This is a genomic window from Nocardia jinanensis (genome assembly GCF_014645735.1).
GTDB lineage: Bacteria > Actinomycetota > Actinomycetes > Mycobacteriales > Mycobacteriaceae > Nocardia > Nocardia jinanensis.
The window spans coordinates 44,928-62,740 of sequence record NZ_BMMH01000005.1 but is presented as its reverse complement, the minus strand read 5'-3'; the positions used below and the strand labels follow the sequence as shown (position 1 = coordinate 62,740).

Genomic DNA, 17,813 nt, shown 5'->3' with positions numbered 1-17,813 from the left:
GACCGCGCCGAACGAGTACGGCTGCTCTCCCGATCACTCCGGTCTTCGCCTGCCGCAACTCCGGCCGCGACTGCGGATCGGGAAGTCTCCGGTGGCCTGTCGAGTACGGCTTCGCATGCCGAAGAACACCGGCGGACCGTCTTCGGCACGAACGAGACGAAAACGAGACGACGATGGCCGTGGACTACCTCGCGGTACGCAAGGTGTTCGGCGCGCCACTGAGCTGATCCACTCGCATGTATTGCGTAGCGAGTTCGCGGATTCTCCTCGGCCCGGGGGCGGCCCGTCCGATCCCGGCCGGGGTGGGCCCGAAGGATGCTGAGCGCCCCCGATGGCAGGCCGATTGGGTTCCCGGGTTCAGACAGGGATCTCGAAATCGTAGACGCCGGCGTCGAAGTTGTTGTATCTCGCGTAGTCGACCAGGTCGTAGAGGCGTGCGCGGGTCAGCATTTGTGGAACGGCGTCAAGCTGCGTGCCGTTTCGGCCGATTGTCTGCAGGGTGCGCTCCATCGCGCCGAGAGCCGTGCGCAGCAGGGTGACCGGGTATATGACCAGGTTCACGCCGACGTCGCGGAGTTGGTCGGTGGTGAAGAGTTCCGATTTCCCGAATTCGGTCATATTGGCCAGGATCGGCACATCGACGGCCGCGCGCAGAACCTCGAACTCGGTGAGATCGGCCATGGCCTCGGGAAAAATGGCATCGGCGCCCGCATCTACCAGGGCTTTCGCTCGATCGACCGCCGCGTTCAGGCCCTCGACGCCGCGGATATCGGTGCGGGCCATGATGAGGAAATTCGGATCTCTGCGAGCCTGGACCGCGGCGCGGATGCGCTGGGTGGCGGTGGCCAGATCGACTACCGACTTGCCGTCGAGGTGACCGCAGCGTTTGGGATCGACCTGATCCTCTATGTGGCAACCCGCCAAACCGGCGTTCTCGAGTTCCTGCACGGTCCGCGCCACATTCATGGGCTCCCCGAAGCCGGTGTCGGCGTCGACGAGCGCGGGCAGGTCGGTGATCCGGGCGATCTGGCCGGCGCGTGCCGCGACCTCGGGGAGGGCGGTCAGTCCGATATCCGGAAAGCCGAGTTCATTGGCGAGCACTCCGCCGGAGATGTACACCCCTTCGAAACCCTGCTCCTCGATCAGCCGCGTGGACAGCGGGGTGAAGGCGCCGGGGAACCGGGCAATCGTGTTCGACGCCAGAAGCTGCCGCAGCGCCACGCGCTTGGCCTCGGCGGTACGGGTGGAGAACAGCATTCTGCAGTGTTCCTCTCGTGCGGTTCCGGGTCAGAGACCCAAGAGCTGGGCGGCGCGCTCGCGGTGTTCGTCGGGGGTTCCGAAGAGCGCGGCATTCGATTTGGCCCGCCGGAAATACAGGTGCGCCATATGCTCCCAGGTGAACCCGATACCGCCGTGGATCTGAATCGCGTCGTAGGCCGCGCTGATATAGGTATCCGAGGTCAGCGCGTGGGCCATGGCGGCCTCCTGCGCGGTCGCGTCATCGCGGGTGTCGATCGCGCGGGCGACTCGATAGGCGGCGGCGCGGGCGAGTTCGATATCGAGGGTCATATCGGCAATTTTTTGTTTGATCGCCTGGAAGCTGCCGATCGGCTTGCCGAACTGTTCTCTGGTATTCGCGTAGCCGGCAGATTCTTCCAACAGGCGAAGGGCGCCGCCGGTGTTCTCCGCGCAGACAGCGGCCGAAAGCCGCAAGCGCATCTCGGACAGGGGCAGGCGTGCGCTACCGAGTGTTCCCACAGGTGTGGCCGGCGCGGCCTGGAAATCGATCGCTGCCTGCCGCCGGGTGAGGTCCAGGGTATCCAGTGCGGTGATCCGCACACCGGGTGCGGCGGCGTCCACCTCGAACAGTGAGAGCCCGTCGGGGGTGCGGGCGCTGACGAGCAGGACCGTGGACTGGTCGGCAGCGACGACGTGGGTCTTCGTTCCGGAAAGCGTCCACCGCCCGTCCCGGTAGGTGCCTTCGGTGGTGATTTCGCTCGCGCGAGATCGGGGGTTCGGTTCGCGGTGGGCCACGGTGACGGTCTGCGAGCCATCGGCGATACCGGGTAGCAGGCGGCTTTGGGCGGATCGGTCGCCGGTCGCCGACAGGAGAGCGGCGGACATCGCGATCGTGGACAGGAAGGGTACGGGTGCCAGTGACCGGCCCAATTCTTCGATGACCACGCACAATTCCACTTGCCCGGCGCCGGAGCCGCCGTATTCCTCGGCGATGGCGATGCCCTGGAGACCGAGCTCTGTCGCCATCCGCTGCCAGATGGCCGTTCGGAATCCGGGGTCGCCGGCGATATCGCGCCGGATGTCCTCCTGCGAGAAGTAGTCAGCGCAGAATGCGCGCACCATCCGGCGCAGTTCGCTCTGATCCTCGTTGAACACTGCCGACATTGCCCGGCTCCCTTCGACGGTTCGACCGTAACGAGCTGAATAGCTCGAGTCAATTGGTTCTACCATTATTCCTGTGCTTCCTGGTGTTTTCGATGAGATCTGGACGAATGCCGAGCTCCTGGGGTAGGTGTAATGGTCAAACCAATAGAAGGGATGGTCATGGACGAAACAACGACACCGCCGCGCACAGCGCCTGGGGACACCGACCGGGAGGAGACCGCCGGGGAAAGCCTGTTCGCCGAAGCGGTCGCCGACTGGTGCCGACAGCTGGCCGGCACCCTGTTGGAGGAGACCGGTGACCGCCTTCTCGATACTGTCCGGCAGGCGGCGGGACAGCTTCGTGAACTGATCGAATGCCCTGGTCCGGTAGCGGACGCAGCGCCGGCCGCCCCGCCCTATCGTGACCGTAAGGGCCGACTGCGGAATCAGACCAATCCGGTCATGAGCGCCCGTAACCCGTTGGCGCCGCCCATGGTGGCGACCGGCTCCGGTGGTGCCGCGGAATTCTCGGTGGTGCTGCCGATTCAGTACCAGGGACCACCCAGGACTCTGCACGGTGGATACGTCTCGGTGCTGCTGGACGAAGCGATCTGGAACGCGGTGCGCACCGAAGTGCGGGGCATCAGTTTCACCCGCGAACTCACCGTCGTCTACGAGCGCCCGGTCCCGCTCGGAGTACCGCTCACCGTGACGGGACGCGTGACCGCCACGGAAGGCCGGAAAACTTTCGCCGAGGGCGAGATCCGGTCCGGCGGAGAAATCTGTGCCCACGCCCACGGACTATGGATCGCGCCGCGCTGAATCCGGCGCGGATTTCACTGAACGAAAACCGGTCCTGTGGCGCAGCTCATATCTGTGAACATGGCCTGACCAGCCGAAAGAGGATCCATGCGGACACCTCGCCGGTAATCGCCATCCAGCGGGCCAGCTTATCGGTCCTGTCGATTCTGGAGAAATGATGCCTGAAGAGACCGTCGTCATCGGTGGTGCCGGACACGCGGGTGTGCAGTCCGCGGTCCGGTTGCGTGAGCTCGGCTGGCCCGGCCGGATCACCATGATCGCGCCGGACTCCGACCTGCCCTACGAGCGGCCGCCGTTGTCGAAGCATTTCCTCGCATCCGGGTCGGCGGAGGAAGTGGTCCCGCTGCGCAGGGCCGGCTATTTCGAGGACAAGCGCATCGAACGCGTATGCGGCAGGATCCGGCAGGTTGTGCCGGACGGACGCTATGTCCTGCTCGACAACGGTGCCCGGTACGACTACGCCAAACTCGTCCTCGCTCTCGGATCGGAGGCGCGGAACCTGGCCGTGCCCGGCGGTGACCTGCCCGGTGTTCATCGGCTCAAGACCCGGGAAGATGCCGGTGCGCTGAAAAAAGCGCTGCGTCGGGGTACGCGAGTCGTCGTTGTCGGCGCCGGATACATCGGTCTGGAGGTGGCGGCCGCCGCCGCCGCACTCGGCTGTGAGACCACGATCCTGGAAATCGCGGACCGGGCGATGAACCGGGTGACCAGCGAGCCGGTATCCCGATTCTTCGAACAGCTACACCGCGAACACGGTACCGAACTGTATTTCGGGACGGCGGTGACCGAGATCCGGGGCGAGGGCGCAGTCCAGGAAGTCGTCACCTCGGACGGCGCGATCCATCCCGCCGATGTGGTCGTTGTCGGGATCGGGGTGGTGCCGAGCCAGAACGTGGCACGGGACTGCGGCCTGCGCGTCGACGACGGAATCGTCGTGGACCACGACGGGCGCACCGGCCATCCGGATATCTACGCCGCCGGTGACGTCACCCGGCTCAAAGCCGATGGGGTCGATCTGCGGTTGGAGAGTATCCAGAGTGCTGTATCCCAGGCGGCGCGAGCCGCCGATCACATCATGGGCCTACCGCCGGGAAAGCGCGAGGTGCCGTGGTTCTGGACCATCCAGCACGGCGTCCGCCTCCAAACCGCGGGTCTGCGACGCCCGGACGACACCGTGCTCGTGCGGACCCACGAAAGTGGGCAGTTCTCCGTCCTGTACCTGCGCGCCGGCCGGCTGGCGGCCATCGACGCGGTCGGGACGCTGCGGGACTTCAACGCCGGCAAGAAGCTCATCGGCGCGGGGGCCCGGTTGGATCCGCGGCGAGCCGCGGATTCTTTTGCCAAATTGTCCGACGCGGTCGAGGAATCGGCCGTTAGCGAGATCTGAAGGAGCTGACAGCGTATGTCGGAAGCCGGAACCGTGACCGCAATCAACGTGACCGACCGCGACGGCGCCAGTCGTACCGTCGACTGGATTCCGGGACAGTCGCTGATGGAGGCATTGCGGGACAGCGATTTCGCGATCCTGGCCTCCTGCGGAGGAAACGCGTCCTGCGCGACCTGCCATGTATTTCTGCCGCAGTCGGTGGTGCGGGCTCTGGGAGACCGCAGTGACGACGAGCTCGAACTGCTCGAGGAGACCGACTCCTACGACCCGGACCGCTCGCGGCTGGCATGCCAGGTGCGGCAGCGCGCGGAACTGGCCGATCTCGATGTCGTCATCGCGCCGGAAGACGAGTGAACGCGCAGTCGCGCCGTATCGCCGGCCCGTCGGCCGGGCCTGGCCGGGTTTCTGGAACCGAAGTGGGAAGGAGCTGTCGGAACGTGGGGCAGTTGGAAGGGCGGGTGGCTCTGGTCACCGGAGCCAGCCGTGGAATCGGTGCCGCGATCGCCGCGGCCATGGCCGGAGAAGGCGCCGCCGTGGTGGTGACCGCGCGGTCGACCGACGAGGCGCCGCGCAAGCTCCCGGGAACCTTGGACGAGACTGCGGCTGCCATCACAGCGCGAGGTGGGGCCGTGCTGGCGGTGGCGGCGGATCTCACCGACGCAACCGATCGAGAGCGCATTGTCGCCACCGCCGTCGAGCGATTCGGCCGGGTCGACATTCTGGTCAACAATGCTGCGACCACGTTCTTCGTCCCCGGCGCGGAACTGCCGCAACGCCGGGCGCGGTTGATGTTCGACGTCCAGGTCATGGCGCCCCTGCACCTGAGTCAGCTGGTGCTACCGGGTATGAAAGAGCGCGGTGCGGGGTGGATCCTCAATATCTCCTCACTGGAGGCCGGAGCCCCCGCCGTCCCGCCGTCCCGCTTCGATGCCTTGGGCACAACCACGGTTTACGGGATGTGCAAGGCGGCCCTGGAACGGATGACCGGCGGGCTGGCGGCGGAGGGTTTCGGCCACGGGGTTTCGGTCACCGGGTTGCGCCCGGGCGGCATCGTGCCCACCCCCGGCCTGGTCTTCCACGGTGTTATGGAGCCCGACGACCCGGCAGCGGAAGACCCCCAGCTGATGGCGCGCGCCGCGGTCCGGCTGTGCAGCGCACCGGCCGCGGTCTACAGCGGCCACGTCTATGAATCCACCGCTCTGGCCGGTATGCCGGGCGACGTCGTCGAATCGAGGACCTGAAGTGAATGCCGAGAATTTACGCGCAGCGACGCCGAACATCCGCGACGTCGACATTCTCGACGGCGTCAAGGTCGTCGAGGTCACCACAGCGGTCTCCGCGCCGCTGATCGGCCGAGTGCTGGCCGAGTTGGGTGCCGAGGTGGTCAAGGTCGAATCCCGGGCAAAGGTGGATGTCAACCGTGCCCGCGTCCCCCGGCCGACCGATCCGGATGGCTTCCCTTCCCACGAGGCTTTCCAACTGCTCCACGAGGCCAGCGCCAGTAAGCAGAGCGTGACGCTCAATATGAAGACCGACCGGGGCAAGGAGCTGTTCCTGGAACTGCTGGCCGACGCCGATGTCTTCATCGAGAATTTCGTGCCGGGATGGCTGGACCGGCTCGGCCTGCCCATCGATTACTTGCGGGCCCGGTTCCCGCGTCTCGTAATTCTGTCGGCCAGTGGTTACGGCCAGACCGGGCCGATGCGAACGCAACGTTCCTATGCCCCGGTGATGACGGCCCTGGCCGGGATCGAGGGCTTGATCGGTTACGCGGACGGACAGGTCATGGGCTGCTCCGCCCTGGCGCTCGCCGATTTGAACTGTACGTTCAACGGGGTATTCCTGGTCATGGCGGCCCTCGCCGGCCGGGAAGCCACCGGCGCGGGAACCCATCTGGACCTGTCCCAGATCGAAGCAGCCGCCACGCTCGCCGGAGAGGCATTCGTCGAGGAGCAGTTGCAGGGCGCGCGACCCGGCCCTCGCGGCAACCAGGACCCCGACGGTACCCGCTGGTCGGTCCGGCGCACGGTCGAAGACGATACCTGGGTGGCCGCTCGGGTCGTCGAACCCGAGCCCGATTCCACCCCGCGTCCTACCCGCGAGGAGCTTTTGAAACGGTTGCGCGCGAAAGGGATCGAATCGGCTTGCGTGGCATCGCCGCAGCAAGTGATCGCCGATCCCCGCTTCCGCGGTCGTGGCTACACGCAGGACATCGAGCACCCGCACCCGGCGGTCGGTGAACTGACGATCACCAGCGTCCCCTGGCGCGTGGAGGGAGCCGTTCCGCGAGTTCGCCGGGCGGCGCCGATGATCGGCGCGGGCAACACCGAGATTCTCGGGCGTTACGCCGATGCGGCCGAACTGGCCGAACTCGAAGATCAAGGGGTGCTCAAATGACGAATACCTTGCTCGACGGCTACCTCGTAGTGGAGATCGGCCGCACCAGGGCCGCGGCCAACGCCGGTAAACACCTCGCCGACGCCGGGGCGCAGGTGGTGGCTCTTCAGGACGAGCAGCGTCTGCACAACCTGACCGAGGCTGCGCGCATCTATCTGGATTCGGCAAAGGACGTGGTCACCTGGGAACAGGGCCATGACAAGACCCTGGTCGACGACCTGATCGCCCACGCCGATCTGGTGATCACCGACCTGCCCACCGAGGAACTCGTCCGGCGCGGCCTGGATGCCGAGACCCTCCGCCACGGGCGACCCGGATCGAGCTATGTGGCACTCACCTTCCTGGGATGGGAGACACCCGAGAACGTTCCGGTCGGGGAGCTGTCCATGCAGGCCGAGAGCGGACTGATGCATATGGTCGGCCACCCGGATCGGGAGCCGCTGTCCCTGCCGTACGGTATCGGTGCGCTGCAGCTGGGTCTGCACGGCGCAGCCGCGGGGGCGACCGCGCTGTACGTGGGAACTACCACGGGCAGGGGCCGTCTCGTCGAGATCTCCGGTGTGGACGTTCTCGCCTCCTACGTGCGCATCTACGGTGCCGTCGCGAACTATTACGGCATCCCACTACGCCGTGCCGGCCGACGCGCGCCCGGTTCCGGCGGTCGCTATCCGTTCGGGCTCTTTCCCTGCAAAGACGGCTATGTCGCGATGATCTGCCGGTCCGAACGGGAATGGTCGAGCCTGCTCGAAATGATGGGGAACCCGACATGGTCCGACCTGGATCGGTACCGCGACCTGTACGGCATCGCCGTCGAGTACCCCGACGAGGTCGATGCGCTGATCGAGCCCTGGCTCGCGCAGCACACCCGAGCCGAATTGCTGGATATGGCACAGAAATACGCGATTCCAGTGGCGCCGGTGAAAACGATCTCCGAAGTCGTCGAGGATCCGCAGCTACGGGAGCATCGGCAGTTCTTCGACACGGTCGTCACCGAGGACGAACGGGAAGTCGTCGTTCCCGGACGTCCCTGGGCGAGCCCGGAGCGCCGAGTGCGTCATCGGGCCGCGCGGTCACTCGCCGATGTGGTCGGTGAGCCGGCTGTGACCAACCGTCGAATCGAGCAGGAAGAGGTAGCACCACGATGACCGAGAGCGGAGCCGGACCGGCGGTCCTGGTCGAACGCACTGGGGCGGTGGGGCGGCTGGTATTGAACCGGCCGGACAAGAGCAATGCCCTGACCTTCGGCGACGCCCAGTTGCTGAAGAACTGTCTGCGTGAACTCGAGGAGGACGACAGCATCAAAGTCATCGTCCTCAAAGGCCGCGGGCGCTCTTTCTGCTCCGGCCACGATTTCGACGATGTCGTCGAGACCTACGGCTTGAACCGTAAGGACCCGAACGGGCGCCCGTACCGGATGAGTGTCCGGGAGCGCCTGGTCATCGATCGGCGCCTGGCCGAGGAGTACATGGCGTTCCTGTATGCGCAGAAACCGGTTATCGCGCAGGTCCAGGGGGCCGCGGTCGGATTCGGTATGTACCTGACCGAGCTCGTCGACCTCGTTGTCTGCGCCGACGACGCCCGGTTCAGCCATGCCGAACAGCGGCTGGGCTTTGCCGGCAATACCTGGCATCTGAATATGCAGATCCTCACCTACGGCCCCAAGAAGGTCCGGGAGATGCTGTTGCTGGGATCGCAGTTCGACGGGCCGGAGGCGGTCCGGATAGGGCTGGCCAATATCTCGGTACCGCTCGACGAGCTGGAGGCGACTACCGAGAAATGGGCCGAACGCGTGGCCCGCAACCCCAAGGACGCCCTGGTCACCGGTAAAGCCGTCCACAACATGGCGATCGACTCGCTCGGCGGAACTCAGCAGTTCTACCGCGGTGCGCTGGGCCACACGCTGGGAACACTGCTGCACTTCGAACCCGATGAGTTCAATTTCTTCCGGGAACGCCGGGACAACGGGACGAAGGCCGCCTATCGGAATCGCGACGCTACCTACGACGACGATGCGGTGAGCTGATGTCGACCGGCGAACTGATTCCACCACGGGACAGCCCGCCGGCTTCGCTTCGCCGCACAACTGCCTGGAGAACGATATGAGTCTTGAAACAATCCCCGTGGACAGCCCGGATATCGAAGCGATCCTGGCCACCACCCCGACGAACCTTCTCATCGATGGCCGGTGGGTACCAGCGTCATCCGGTAGTACGTTCACTGTCTACGACCCGGCGACGGAGCAGCCATTGGTCGATATCGCCGATGCCGCGCCCGCCGATGGTCGGCGGGCGCTGGAGGCGGCGGTCGCCGCGCAGTCGGCCTTCGCCGCGAGTACCCCCGGATCGAGGGCCGAAATTCTGCGCGGCGTCGCGCGAATTGTGCGCGAACGGATGGAGGTTTTCGCGACGATCCTGTCCATGGAAGCGGGTAAACCGCTGGTCGAGTCTCGGGCCGAGATCAACAGCGGTCTCGACTTCATCGAGCATTTCGCCGAGGAGGCCGTTCGTACCGAGGGGAATTACCAGGTCAATCCGGTGAGTGGCGGCCGCATGATCGTAGTGAAGCAGCCCATCGGCCCGTGCATTCTGATCACGCCCTGGAATTTCCCGTTTTCCCAGGCCGCTCGGAAGCTGGCACCCGCTGTTGCCGCCGGCTGTACGGTCGTGATCAAACCGGCGGCCGAAACCCCGCTGGTACTCATGGCTTTCGCGCAGGCATTCCTCGACGCCGGGCTGCCCGCCGGGGTAGTGAACGTGGTCACCACCAGTTCCGCCAACGCGGTCATGCAACCGCTGATCCAGTCCGGTCTGGCGCGCAAACTGTCGTTCACCGGCTCGACGCCGGTGGGTGTCGAACTGTTGAAACAGGCCGCGGACCATGTGCTGAACGTGGCGATGGAACTGGGTGGCAACGCACCCTTCATCGTCTTCGACGATGCCGATCTCGACATCGCGATCGATGCGCTGATGATCAACAAAATGTGGAATTGCGGGCAGACCTGTACGTCGGCCAACCGCATCTACGTGCATTCGTCGGTCATCGACCGCTTCCAGCGGCTATTGATCGAGCGGATGTCCGGCTACGTACCGGGGCACTGGCGCGACGACGGCGTGAACCTCGGTCCGCTCATCAACCGGAAACAGCTCGACGCGGTATCCGCGATCGTCGCGGACGCGGTCGCCAAAGGTGCCGAGTTGGTGCTCGGCGGTGCGCGTCCGGATGGTCCCGGGTACTTCTACCGACCTACCGTACTGCGCGATGTGCCCTCCGACGCGCTGCTGAACTCCGAGGAGATCTTCGGTCCCGTTGCCGCGCTGATGGCTTTCGATACCGAGGACGAGGTCGTCCGCCGGGCGAACGATACCGAGTACGGATTGGTCGCCTATGTCTTCACCGAGAACCTACGGCGGGCGGTACGTGTTTCCGAGGCGCTGGAAGCCGGCAATGTCGGCCTCAATCGGGGAACTGTCGCCTATGCCGCGGCGCCTTTCGGCGGGGTGAAGAAGTCCGGCTTGGGCCGGGAGGGCGGATCCGAAGGGCTCGATGAGTTCCTGGAAACCAAATTCATCGCCTTGCAGCTGTAGTTCTCGCTCGGCTTCCGGGCTTTTCGCCTCGATACGAGCACAGCGAAGCAATCCGATATCGACAACGACGGGATATGGAAATGAGTAGACAGGGCCGATTGTCCGGGAAGGTGGCCTTCATCACCGGAGCCGCGCGAGGCCAGGGACGTAGCCATGCCTTGCGCCTCGCCGCCGAGGGCGCCGACATCATCGCGATCGACGCGTGCGCCGAGTATCCGTCCACCGAATACCCCATGGCGACACCGCAGGATCTGGAACTGACCGTCAAGGAGGTGCAGGCTCTCGGCGCTCGGATTGTTGCACGTGTCGCCGATGTGCGGGACGAGGTCGAACTGAAATCCGCTCTCGATGAGGGAGTTGCGGAACTCGGCGGACTCGATGTCGTGGTTGCCAATGCCGGTATCTGTGTTCTCGGCGCCTGGGACGAGGTGACGCCCGAGGTATGGCGGGACACCATCGATACCAATCTGACGGGAGCCTGGCACACCATGACCACTGCCGCGCCCCACTTGATCGAGCGGGGCGGAGGGTCCATGATCTGCACCGGCTCCACCTGTGGTGTGAAGGGCACACCCTTCTTCGGGCCCTACGTCGCGTCGAAGTACGGGCTGGTCGGTATATCCCGAACGCTGGCCAATGAGCTCGCGCAGCACCATATCCGGGTGAACGTCGTGCACCCCACCGGTGTCACCACCGAACTGACGAAGGGGCTCGGACGTATCGGCGAACTGATCGAATCCAACCCCCGGGTCGGGGGCACGTTCATGAACGCGCTGCCGGTGGAACGGGTGGAGGTCGAAGACATCAGTAATGCGGTGCTGTTCCTGGCATCCGACGAGGCACGATATGTGACCGGCACGGAATTGGTCGTGGACGCCGGCAACACGAATTTCTGATATACGGGCGATATGCCGAGAGCAGCGCCGGGACAGCGGTCCCGGCGCTGCTCTGCGTTTGTGTGTGGGCGTCCGTCGGACAGCCGCTACGCCCGGTCGGTCGCGCTGACCGGGGGTAGCGGGTCCAGGGTGCGGTGTGTTCGGGTTGACGTTGCTGGTCGAGCCCGGGTAGTGATCGGTCGGGTCGTCTCGAAGGCCGTGCATGTGAGGAGGAGCCGCACCACTTCGCGCGGTCCGTGAGAAATCGGAGGCAGGCCCCGTCCTGTGCTCACCGATATCGGACTCGACACGCTTGTCCCTCCGGTACTCGCATGATCTGTACGACCGGACGATCGAAGGCACGCGGAGGCGGGCCGACCGTTCGCCTGTGATGCGGCCGGTCGGCCCGCCCCGGAAGGACGGTCTGTCAGGAGGTCGCCGGCGCGGTGTCCGGGCGGGTGGCGAGGCGCTCGGTGACTGCGCCCTGGTGGCCCCAGCGCGCGACCGCCGACCTGGCCGCCAAAGCGCCGAGCAGGCACAGGACACCGCCGTAGATCCCGACGAGTGCGCTGTTGCCAGGTGCTGCCACGGTGATGGCGGAGGCCACCAGTGGGCCGAGGCCGCTGAGGGCTCCACCGAGTTGCTGTCCCAGCGACACTGCGCTGGAGCGCACCTCGGCCGGGAAGAGTTCGGGGAAGAACGCTCCGGAAGTACCGGTGACGATCCCGTGTCCGAACACCAGGACCGAAATCATACCCATCAGGATCAGGACCGGGTCGGCGGCGGGCAGAGTCATAAAGAACAGGAAGGTGAGCGCCGCCTCGATGACGAAACCGGTGATGATCAATCGGCGGCGGCCCACCCGATCCGAGAGCGCACCCCAGGCAGGTACGCTCGCGCAGAGCAGAGCGGAGGAGATCGTGACGATTATCAGCATTGTCGTTTGCGAGATGCCGTATTCGCTGGTTGCGTAGGACAGTGCGAAGACTGCCACGATGTAGTAGACCGTGTTCGGCCCGGTGGCCATGAAAGTCGCCAGTAGAACGTCCTTCTTGTGGCTGCGCAGGACCTGTTTGATCGGCATTTCCTCGGCTCGGCCGTCCGCACGGACCCGATCCGCGGTGTCCGGCTCCGGAATCTGCCGCCGGACGACATAGGCGATGACGACGAGTACCACGCTGAGCAGGAACGGGATTCGCCATCCCCAGCTCATGAACGCATCACCCGGGAGGCTGCGCACCAGCGCGAAAACGCCGGTGGCCATGACCATGCCCGCGAATCCGCCGGCATAGGAGAACGAACTGTAGAACCCGCGCCGGTTCCGCGGAGAACTCTCCATGGCCAGGGTGGCCGCATTGCCCATCTCGCCGCCGAGACCGAGGCCCTGGATCAGCCGGAGCGCAACCAAGAGCAGCGCAGCCCAATCGCCGATCGCGGTGGTGGTCGGTAGCAGGCCGATGAGTACAGTCGCGCCGCCCATCGTGTACAGGGTCGCCATCAGGGCTTTCTTCCGCCCGTATCGATCTCCGATATGCCCGAAGATCACCGCGCCGAGCGGCCGGATCAGATAACCGACGGCCAGGGTGGCGAAGGCTACGAGGGTGCCGATCGCCGGTGCCAGTTCGGTGAAGAACAATGCGTTGAACGCGATGGCGGACGCGGTTCCGTAGATGAAGAAATCGTAGAACTCGATGGCCCCACCGAAGAAGCCCGCGGCCGCTGCGCGACCGGGTGCTTGCTTCTGGTTCGTGGCGCTCATAGTGCTCCTTCGGCTGTGAGCAGATGGGGTGTTCGCGTGAATCGCACGCGTGGTGACGTGGCCGCAGACCGACCTGTGTGCAAACGGTTCGACCATTGGGTACGCTAGCAGTATCATCGTGACTCGGGTCACAATCGCCGTTGGCTGAAAAGTTGCTTGCGGAGCTCCGGTTGGTCCAGTTACTATGCGCAGAATTTCGCGGCGCGGGTTGCGGCGGAGGTTATGAGCCCGGCGGCGTGAAGAGGGCTTCCGTCCGAGTCGTAATGGCTTTCTGTCAGGTGAAATTCGAGGTTTTCCCATTTCTGGTCGAACCATTGAGGTACCGTAGCGGCGGAATCTGCTCGACGCCATGCCGGCGAAAAGGTGAACGTGGTGATTGCCAATGACAGTCCATCCCCGCGGCCAACAGGAAAGCCGAGAATCCATGATCGGTCGGGTCGCGAGAATTCTCGCGGCCTTCGACCGGCAAAATTCGGCGCTGTCGCTCTCCGCGCTCGCATACCGCGCGGACCTGCCGGTCCCCACGGCATACCGGTTGGTCACCGAGCTGGTCAAGTACGGTTTGCTGGAGCGTGACGAGGACAAGCAGATCCGGGTCGGGATGCGATTGTGGGAGTTGTCGACCCGGGGTAACGATCGTCTGGGAATCCGGAATATCGCCTTGCCGTATATGGAAGACCTCTTCGAGTCGCTCGGACAGCTCACCACCTTGGGCGTTCTGGACCGGGGCAGTGTCCTCTACCTCGAGCGACTCACACCTGATGGGATGCATGTCGAGCGTGCCCATATCGCACAGCGGCACCCCATTCACGCCGGTTCCACCGGGCTTGTTCTCTTGGCGTTTTCCCCACCCGAGGTACAGGAAGACTTCCTACGCCGTCCACTGGCGAGATATACGCCGGATACGGTGACCGATTCCGCTGTGCTGCGCCGCCAGCTGGCAACGATCCGGCGCGAGCGTTGCGCGGTGGTTCCGGGGGTCGGGATGGTGGATTGGACCGGGATGGCTGTGCCCATTCTCGACCGCGACAAGGTGGCGGTGGCCGCGCTGAGCGTGGTGTATCCGAGGGGCCGGGAGCACCCGGGAGCCCTTCAGGCTCTGCGTACCGCCGCGTTCGCGATCTCCACGACACTGGGATCTCGTCGTCGTCTCGACTCCGAGTGCAGCGACGAGTCCCGGATTCCGGCCGGGCTCTTTCGCTGAATGAAAGCCTCGTCTGTGCTCCACCCGGCCGATGCGATTGTGAAAGGGAACACTCTTCGGCCTTCGATAGACGCCCCGGTCGCCAGGAGCTCCCGGCCCGCGATGAAACCGGGCCGGGAGGGGACCGGTGCGGACGCAGAAAGGGGCATTATGACGATCACATCGACGAATGCACTGACGACCGGGCAGCAGCTGCCGTACTCCCACGAGCTCGAATGGCCGGAAGGCCTGGCGCCGTGGACGGTGATCGACGAGACCGGCACCCAGGCGGAACCCTACGAGCATTTCGCCTGGATGCGGCAGAATCATCCGGTCCTGCGGGTAGCCCACCCGCAGGAGGACGTCTACTTCGTCTCCCGCTACGCCGATGTCCGCAAAGGGATGCGCGCGGCGAAGATCTACCGCAACCAGGTCAACGACGAGGTGCCGTTCGCATTCCCGACCCTCATGGACGGGTCGGCGCATATGAAGCTCCGCAAGGTTGTCGCGGCCGGTTTCACCCCGAAGGCGATCGGCCTGGTGGCCGACCGGGTCCGGGATGTCGCCTCCGGCCTGGTGGACGATTTCGCCGCGCGCGGCGGGGGTGAGGTCACCGAGGCGCTCAACCGGCCGCTCACCATGGCCACGATCAGCGGAATCCTCGGTATCCCGTACCGAGATGTCGCGCAGTTCGATATCTGGACGGAATCGATGTGGGCCTGGTTCGCCCGGGTCTCCCGGATGGCACCCGGGCTACCGGGAGACGAAGAGGTCTCCCAGGACCTGTTCGACTATCTCGGTGAGATCCTGGAACGGCTGTACGGGCAGCACAGCGAAGCCGTTGCCGGCCATATCGCCCGAGCGTGGAAAGACGACGAGGTGCTGACCCGTCAGCAGGCCATCGAGCTCTGCGTTTTCGTTTTCATCGCCGGTTTCGACACCACGACGCGGCTCATGGGCAACGGCTACCTCGTATTCGAGGATCAGCCGCAGTTGCTGGACCGGTTGAACCGGCATCCGGAGGATGTCGACAAGTTCGTCGAAGAACTGATCCGGTTCCGCGGCCCTGTGCACAAGGCACCCCGCCGGCTGGACCGAGAGGTGGAGGTCGCCGGCCTGGTCCTGCCCGCGGGAGCGGTAGTCCGGCTACTGCTCGCTTCCGCGAATCGAGACGAACAGCAGTGGGGACCGGACGCGGGTTCTTTCGATATCGACCGGGATAACGAAGGACACTTCGGATTCGGGCACGGGGTGCACCAGTGCCTCGGATCGCCGCTGGCGCGTCTCGAAGCACGGACCATGTTCCAGCTGATCGCGGCCCGGATCGACTCCGTCGATTTCGATCCGGCCCAAGATCTCGCGTTGTTGAAGGGCAACAGCCTGACCAGTGGTGTCGAAAGGCTGCGGGTCACGGTCCGCGCTCGCTGAGAGAGCCGGCGAATATACCTGTGTCCCGCACCCGAAAGGGTTGCGGGACACAGGAATACGCGGATAGAGAACAGGATTCGATCGCTCGTTTGATGGTGCGCCGTGTGTGCTACTGCATGGTCAGTACCGGCCGGCCGATCACCCGGCCGCTGGACAGATCATCGAAGGCCCGCAGCGCGTCATCGAACGGGTAGGTGGTGATCGGTGCGGAAATGAGTCCGCTTCCGGCCAGCGAGACCACCTCGAGCAGATTCTGCCGCGTGCCGCCGTAGGGCCGGCTGACGACGGCGACACCGCGGGGCACGACCGTCGTCGTCCGGTCGGCTTCGAGGGTCAAACTGCCGCCCGCTTGACCCGGAACCCAGATGGTGCCGTACGGGGCGACGGTCCGGGCGGCCAGGCCGAGTGTCGTATCGGTACCGACGAAGTCGAGCACCAGGTCCGGGCCGTAGCCGCCGGTCGCGGCCGATACCTTGTCCGCGAGATCGTCCGAGTCGGCGTTCAGCACCGTATCGACCTGATCGCGCACGGCGTCGAGGGCGGAATCGCGAATGTCCACGACCACCACTCGCGCCGGTGTGATCGCCCGGAGAATGGATACCGCGAACTGTCCGAGCCCACCCACGCCGAGGACGAGAACGGACGCACCGGAGTCCAGCAGGTCACGTGAGGAATCGATGGCGTGGTACGGCACGGTGGCCGCGTCGGGCAGCACCGCCGCCAATTCGGGCGCAATGCCGGCGGCACCGACCACGGCACCGGCAGGTACCACGACATACTCGGCCATGCCCCCGTCGTACCGTGTCCCCGGGCCCTGCGGGGGGATGAGGCGGGAGCCGGTGCCTACGCAGGCGTTCTGCAGTCCACGGACGCATCGGCGACATTCTCCGCACGACCAGATCGTGTGGACGACCACTTCGGAACCCAGTGGCGCAGCGTCTGTATCGGGCCCGACGGATTCCACTCGGCCGGAGATCTCGTGCCCCAGGGTCAATCCGGGTTCGACGGCGAGGCTCGGGCGATCCCTGAAGGAAACATCGGTGTGGCATACGCCGCAGGCCCGTACCTTCAGAAGCACCTGTCCCGGACCCGGTTCCGGCACCGGGACCTCCACGAATCCGATGTTCCGCACACCCAGGTATTTGAGTGCTTTCACAGCCCGCTCCTGCCCGCGAGAGGAGTTCGGGACCGGTTATCGGGGTGAGGGCGCGCATCCGGAGCCGGCAGTCTGCTCAGCAGGTCATCGGCGAGTCGGGCCAACGCGCCGGGCGAACGCCTGTGCGCCGCGTGTGTGCCGCCCCGCACTACCTCCAGCCGAGCATCGGGTAGGCGTTGCGCCAGCGTCGCCGCGCCGCGGCGGTGCCGGTCGTCGGTCTCGGACCCGAATGCGACAACGACCGGGAGCGAGAGATTCTCGGCGGTGAACAGCGGTCTGCTCTGTGCTTCGCGCAGCTCGGTCGCCCACACCGGGCCCCAGGCCGCGAACATCGCCTTGCGGCGGTCGTCGAGCGCCTCCCACCGCGCATCACCCATCAACCGTCGCATGAACTGCGCCGCGGCGCCCCGGATTTCTTCCGGCCCCGCCGTGCTCGCCGGTATCCCGGGCGCCGGCCACCACGGTTCCCAGGGCAACGGGGGTTCATACGCCACGGCTCCGCGAACGAGCTCCGGCCGGCGCGCCGCGACAGCCAGCGAGATCGTGGCGCCGAGGCTGTGTCCCAGCAGAAGGGTGGGTGTGGTGCCGAGGAGGTGTTCGAGGTCGTCGATGTGATCGGTCAGTGAGGGTGGTGCGGCGGCCGGCGACAGTGCGGATCGGCCGTACCCACGGCGGTCGTACCGGATGGTCGACCGGGCCGGAAGCGCGGTGGCCAATCCTGCCATGCTCTGCGAGGAGTCCATGGCGCCGTGCACCAGGACCACCTGCACCGCGGGGTCCGCGGGGCCCTCACGGTGGATGTACAGGCCCGGACGCAGCGATTGCGAAGTCATCGAGCTG

Annotated in this window: 16 protein-coding genes; 11 read left to right on the top strand and 5 right to left on the bottom strand. The window is 65.5% G+C overall.

The genetic code is table 11. The features are described from left to right. Window positions 1-357: 357 nt before the first annotated feature. Together prpB and IEY68_RS13695 are read right to left on the bottom strand one after the other, a co-directional pair. Entirely contained in the window at window positions 358-1,257 is a 900-nt protein-coding gene (prpB, locus tag IEY68_RS13700; protein ID WP_062997893.1) for a methylisocitrate lyase, read from the bottom strand. Window positions 1,258-1,287: 30 nt separating this feature from the next. Next, window positions 1,288-2,403 (bottom strand): acyl-CoA dehydrogenase family protein, encoded by a 1,116-nt coding sequence (locus tag IEY68_RS13695; protein ID WP_062997895.1) that lies wholly within the window; start codon window positions 2,401-2,403, stop codon window positions 1,288-1,290. Window positions 2,404-2,562: 159 nt separating this feature from the next. On the opposite strand from IEY68_RS13695, the gene IEY68_RS13690 reads away from it, so the two are divergent. From IEY68_RS13690 to IEY68_RS13650, 9 genes are all read left to right on the top strand, one after another. Further along, complete coding sequence (locus tag IEY68_RS13690) at window positions 2,563-3,204, top strand: PaaI family thioesterase (RefSeq protein ID WP_189094255.1); 642 nt, start codon at window positions 2,563-2,565, stop codon at window positions 3,202-3,204. A 154-nt stretch (window positions 3,205-3,358) separates the two neighbouring features. Continuing rightward, window positions 3,359-4,591, top strand: coding sequence for an NAD(P)/FAD-dependent oxidoreductase (locus tag IEY68_RS13685; protein WP_189094254.1), 1,233 nt, complete (start codon window positions 3,359-3,361; stop codon window positions 4,589-4,591). A 15-nt stretch (window positions 4,592-4,606) separates the two neighbouring features. Beyond that, entirely contained in the window at window positions 4,607-4,945 is a 339-nt protein-coding gene (locus tag IEY68_RS13680; protein ID WP_062997901.1) for a 2Fe-2S iron-sulfur cluster-binding protein, read from the top strand. Between the two features lie 83 nt (window positions 4,946-5,028). Then, window positions 5,029-5,832: an SDR family NAD(P)-dependent oxidoreductase gene (locus IEY68_RS13675; protein ID WP_062997903.1), complete on the top strand. Its 804-nt coding sequence runs from the start codon at window positions 5,029-5,031 to the stop codon at window positions 5,830-5,832. A 1-nt stretch (window position 5,833) separates the two neighbouring features. Next, window positions 5,834-6,988 (top strand): CaiB/BaiF CoA transferase family protein, encoded by a 1,155-nt coding sequence (locus IEY68_RS13670; protein ID WP_062997905.1) that lies wholly within the window; start codon window positions 5,834-5,836, stop codon window positions 6,986-6,988. Beyond that, window positions 6,985-8,133, top strand: coding sequence for a CoA transferase (locus IEY68_RS13665; protein WP_062997907.1), 1,149 nt, complete (start codon window positions 6,985-6,987; stop codon window positions 8,131-8,133). Before IEY68_RS13670 ends, IEY68_RS13665 begins: the two co-directional genes overlap by 4 nt. Then, the gene (locus tag IEY68_RS13660) at window positions 8,130-9,011 is read left to right on the top strand and encodes an enoyl-CoA hydratase/isomerase family protein (protein ID WP_062997909.1); all 882 of its coding nucleotides are present in this window, start codon (window positions 8,130-8,132) and stop codon (window positions 9,009-9,011) included. The genes IEY68_RS13665 and IEY68_RS13660 overlap by 4 nt, the downstream gene beginning before the upstream one ends. 76 nt (window positions 9,012-9,087) lie before the next feature. Further along, on the top strand, window positions 9,088-10,572 hold the full coding sequence (locus IEY68_RS13655) for an NAD-dependent succinate-semialdehyde dehydrogenase (protein WP_062997911.1): 1,485 nt from the start codon (window positions 9,088-9,090) through the stop codon (window positions 10,570-10,572). Window positions 10,573-10,652: 80 nt separating this feature from the next. Further along, window positions 10,653-11,468 carry a mycofactocin-coupled SDR family oxidoreductase gene (locus IEY68_RS13650; protein ID WP_062998091.1) on the top strand — a complete coding sequence of 272 codons (816 nt, stop codon included), beginning with the start codon at window positions 10,653-10,655 and terminating at the stop codon, window positions 11,466-11,468. Window positions 11,469-11,874: 406 nt separating this feature from the next. Here IEY68_RS13650 and IEY68_RS13645 read toward each other — a convergent pair whose 3' ends face one another. Continuing rightward, a complete protein-coding gene (locus IEY68_RS13645; RefSeq protein WP_062997913.1) occupies window positions 11,875-13,206 on the bottom strand; it encodes an MFS transporter in 1,332 nt (443 codons plus the stop codon). 424 nt (window positions 13,207-13,630) lie between these two features. Here IEY68_RS13645 and IEY68_RS13640 point away from each other — a divergent pair, with 424 nt between their 5' ends. Then, a complete protein-coding gene (locus IEY68_RS13640) occupies window positions 13,631-14,410 on the top strand; it encodes an IclR family transcriptional regulator (RefSeq protein WP_189094253.1) in 780 nt (259 codons plus the stop codon). Between the two features lie 447 nt (window positions 14,411-14,857). Further along, window positions 14,858-15,817 carry a cytochrome P450 gene (locus tag IEY68_RS13635; protein ID WP_373292977.1) on the top strand — a complete coding sequence of 320 codons (960 nt, stop codon included), beginning with the start codon at window positions 14,858-14,860 and terminating at the stop codon, window positions 15,815-15,817. A gap of 109 nt (window positions 15,818-15,926) precedes the next feature. Here IEY68_RS13635 and IEY68_RS36175 read toward each other — a convergent pair whose 3' ends face one another. Further along, complete coding sequence (locus IEY68_RS36175) at window positions 15,927-16,895, bottom strand: alcohol dehydrogenase catalytic domain-containing protein (protein WP_268241627.1); 969 nt, start codon at window positions 16,893-16,895, stop codon at window positions 15,927-15,929. A 74-nt stretch (window positions 16,896-16,969) separates the two neighbouring features. Then, complete coding sequence (locus IEY68_RS13625) at window positions 16,970-17,806, bottom strand: alpha/beta fold hydrolase (protein WP_062997921.1); 837 nt, start codon at window positions 17,804-17,806, stop codon at window positions 16,970-16,972. Between the last annotated feature and the right edge of the window lie 7 nt (window positions 17,807-17,813).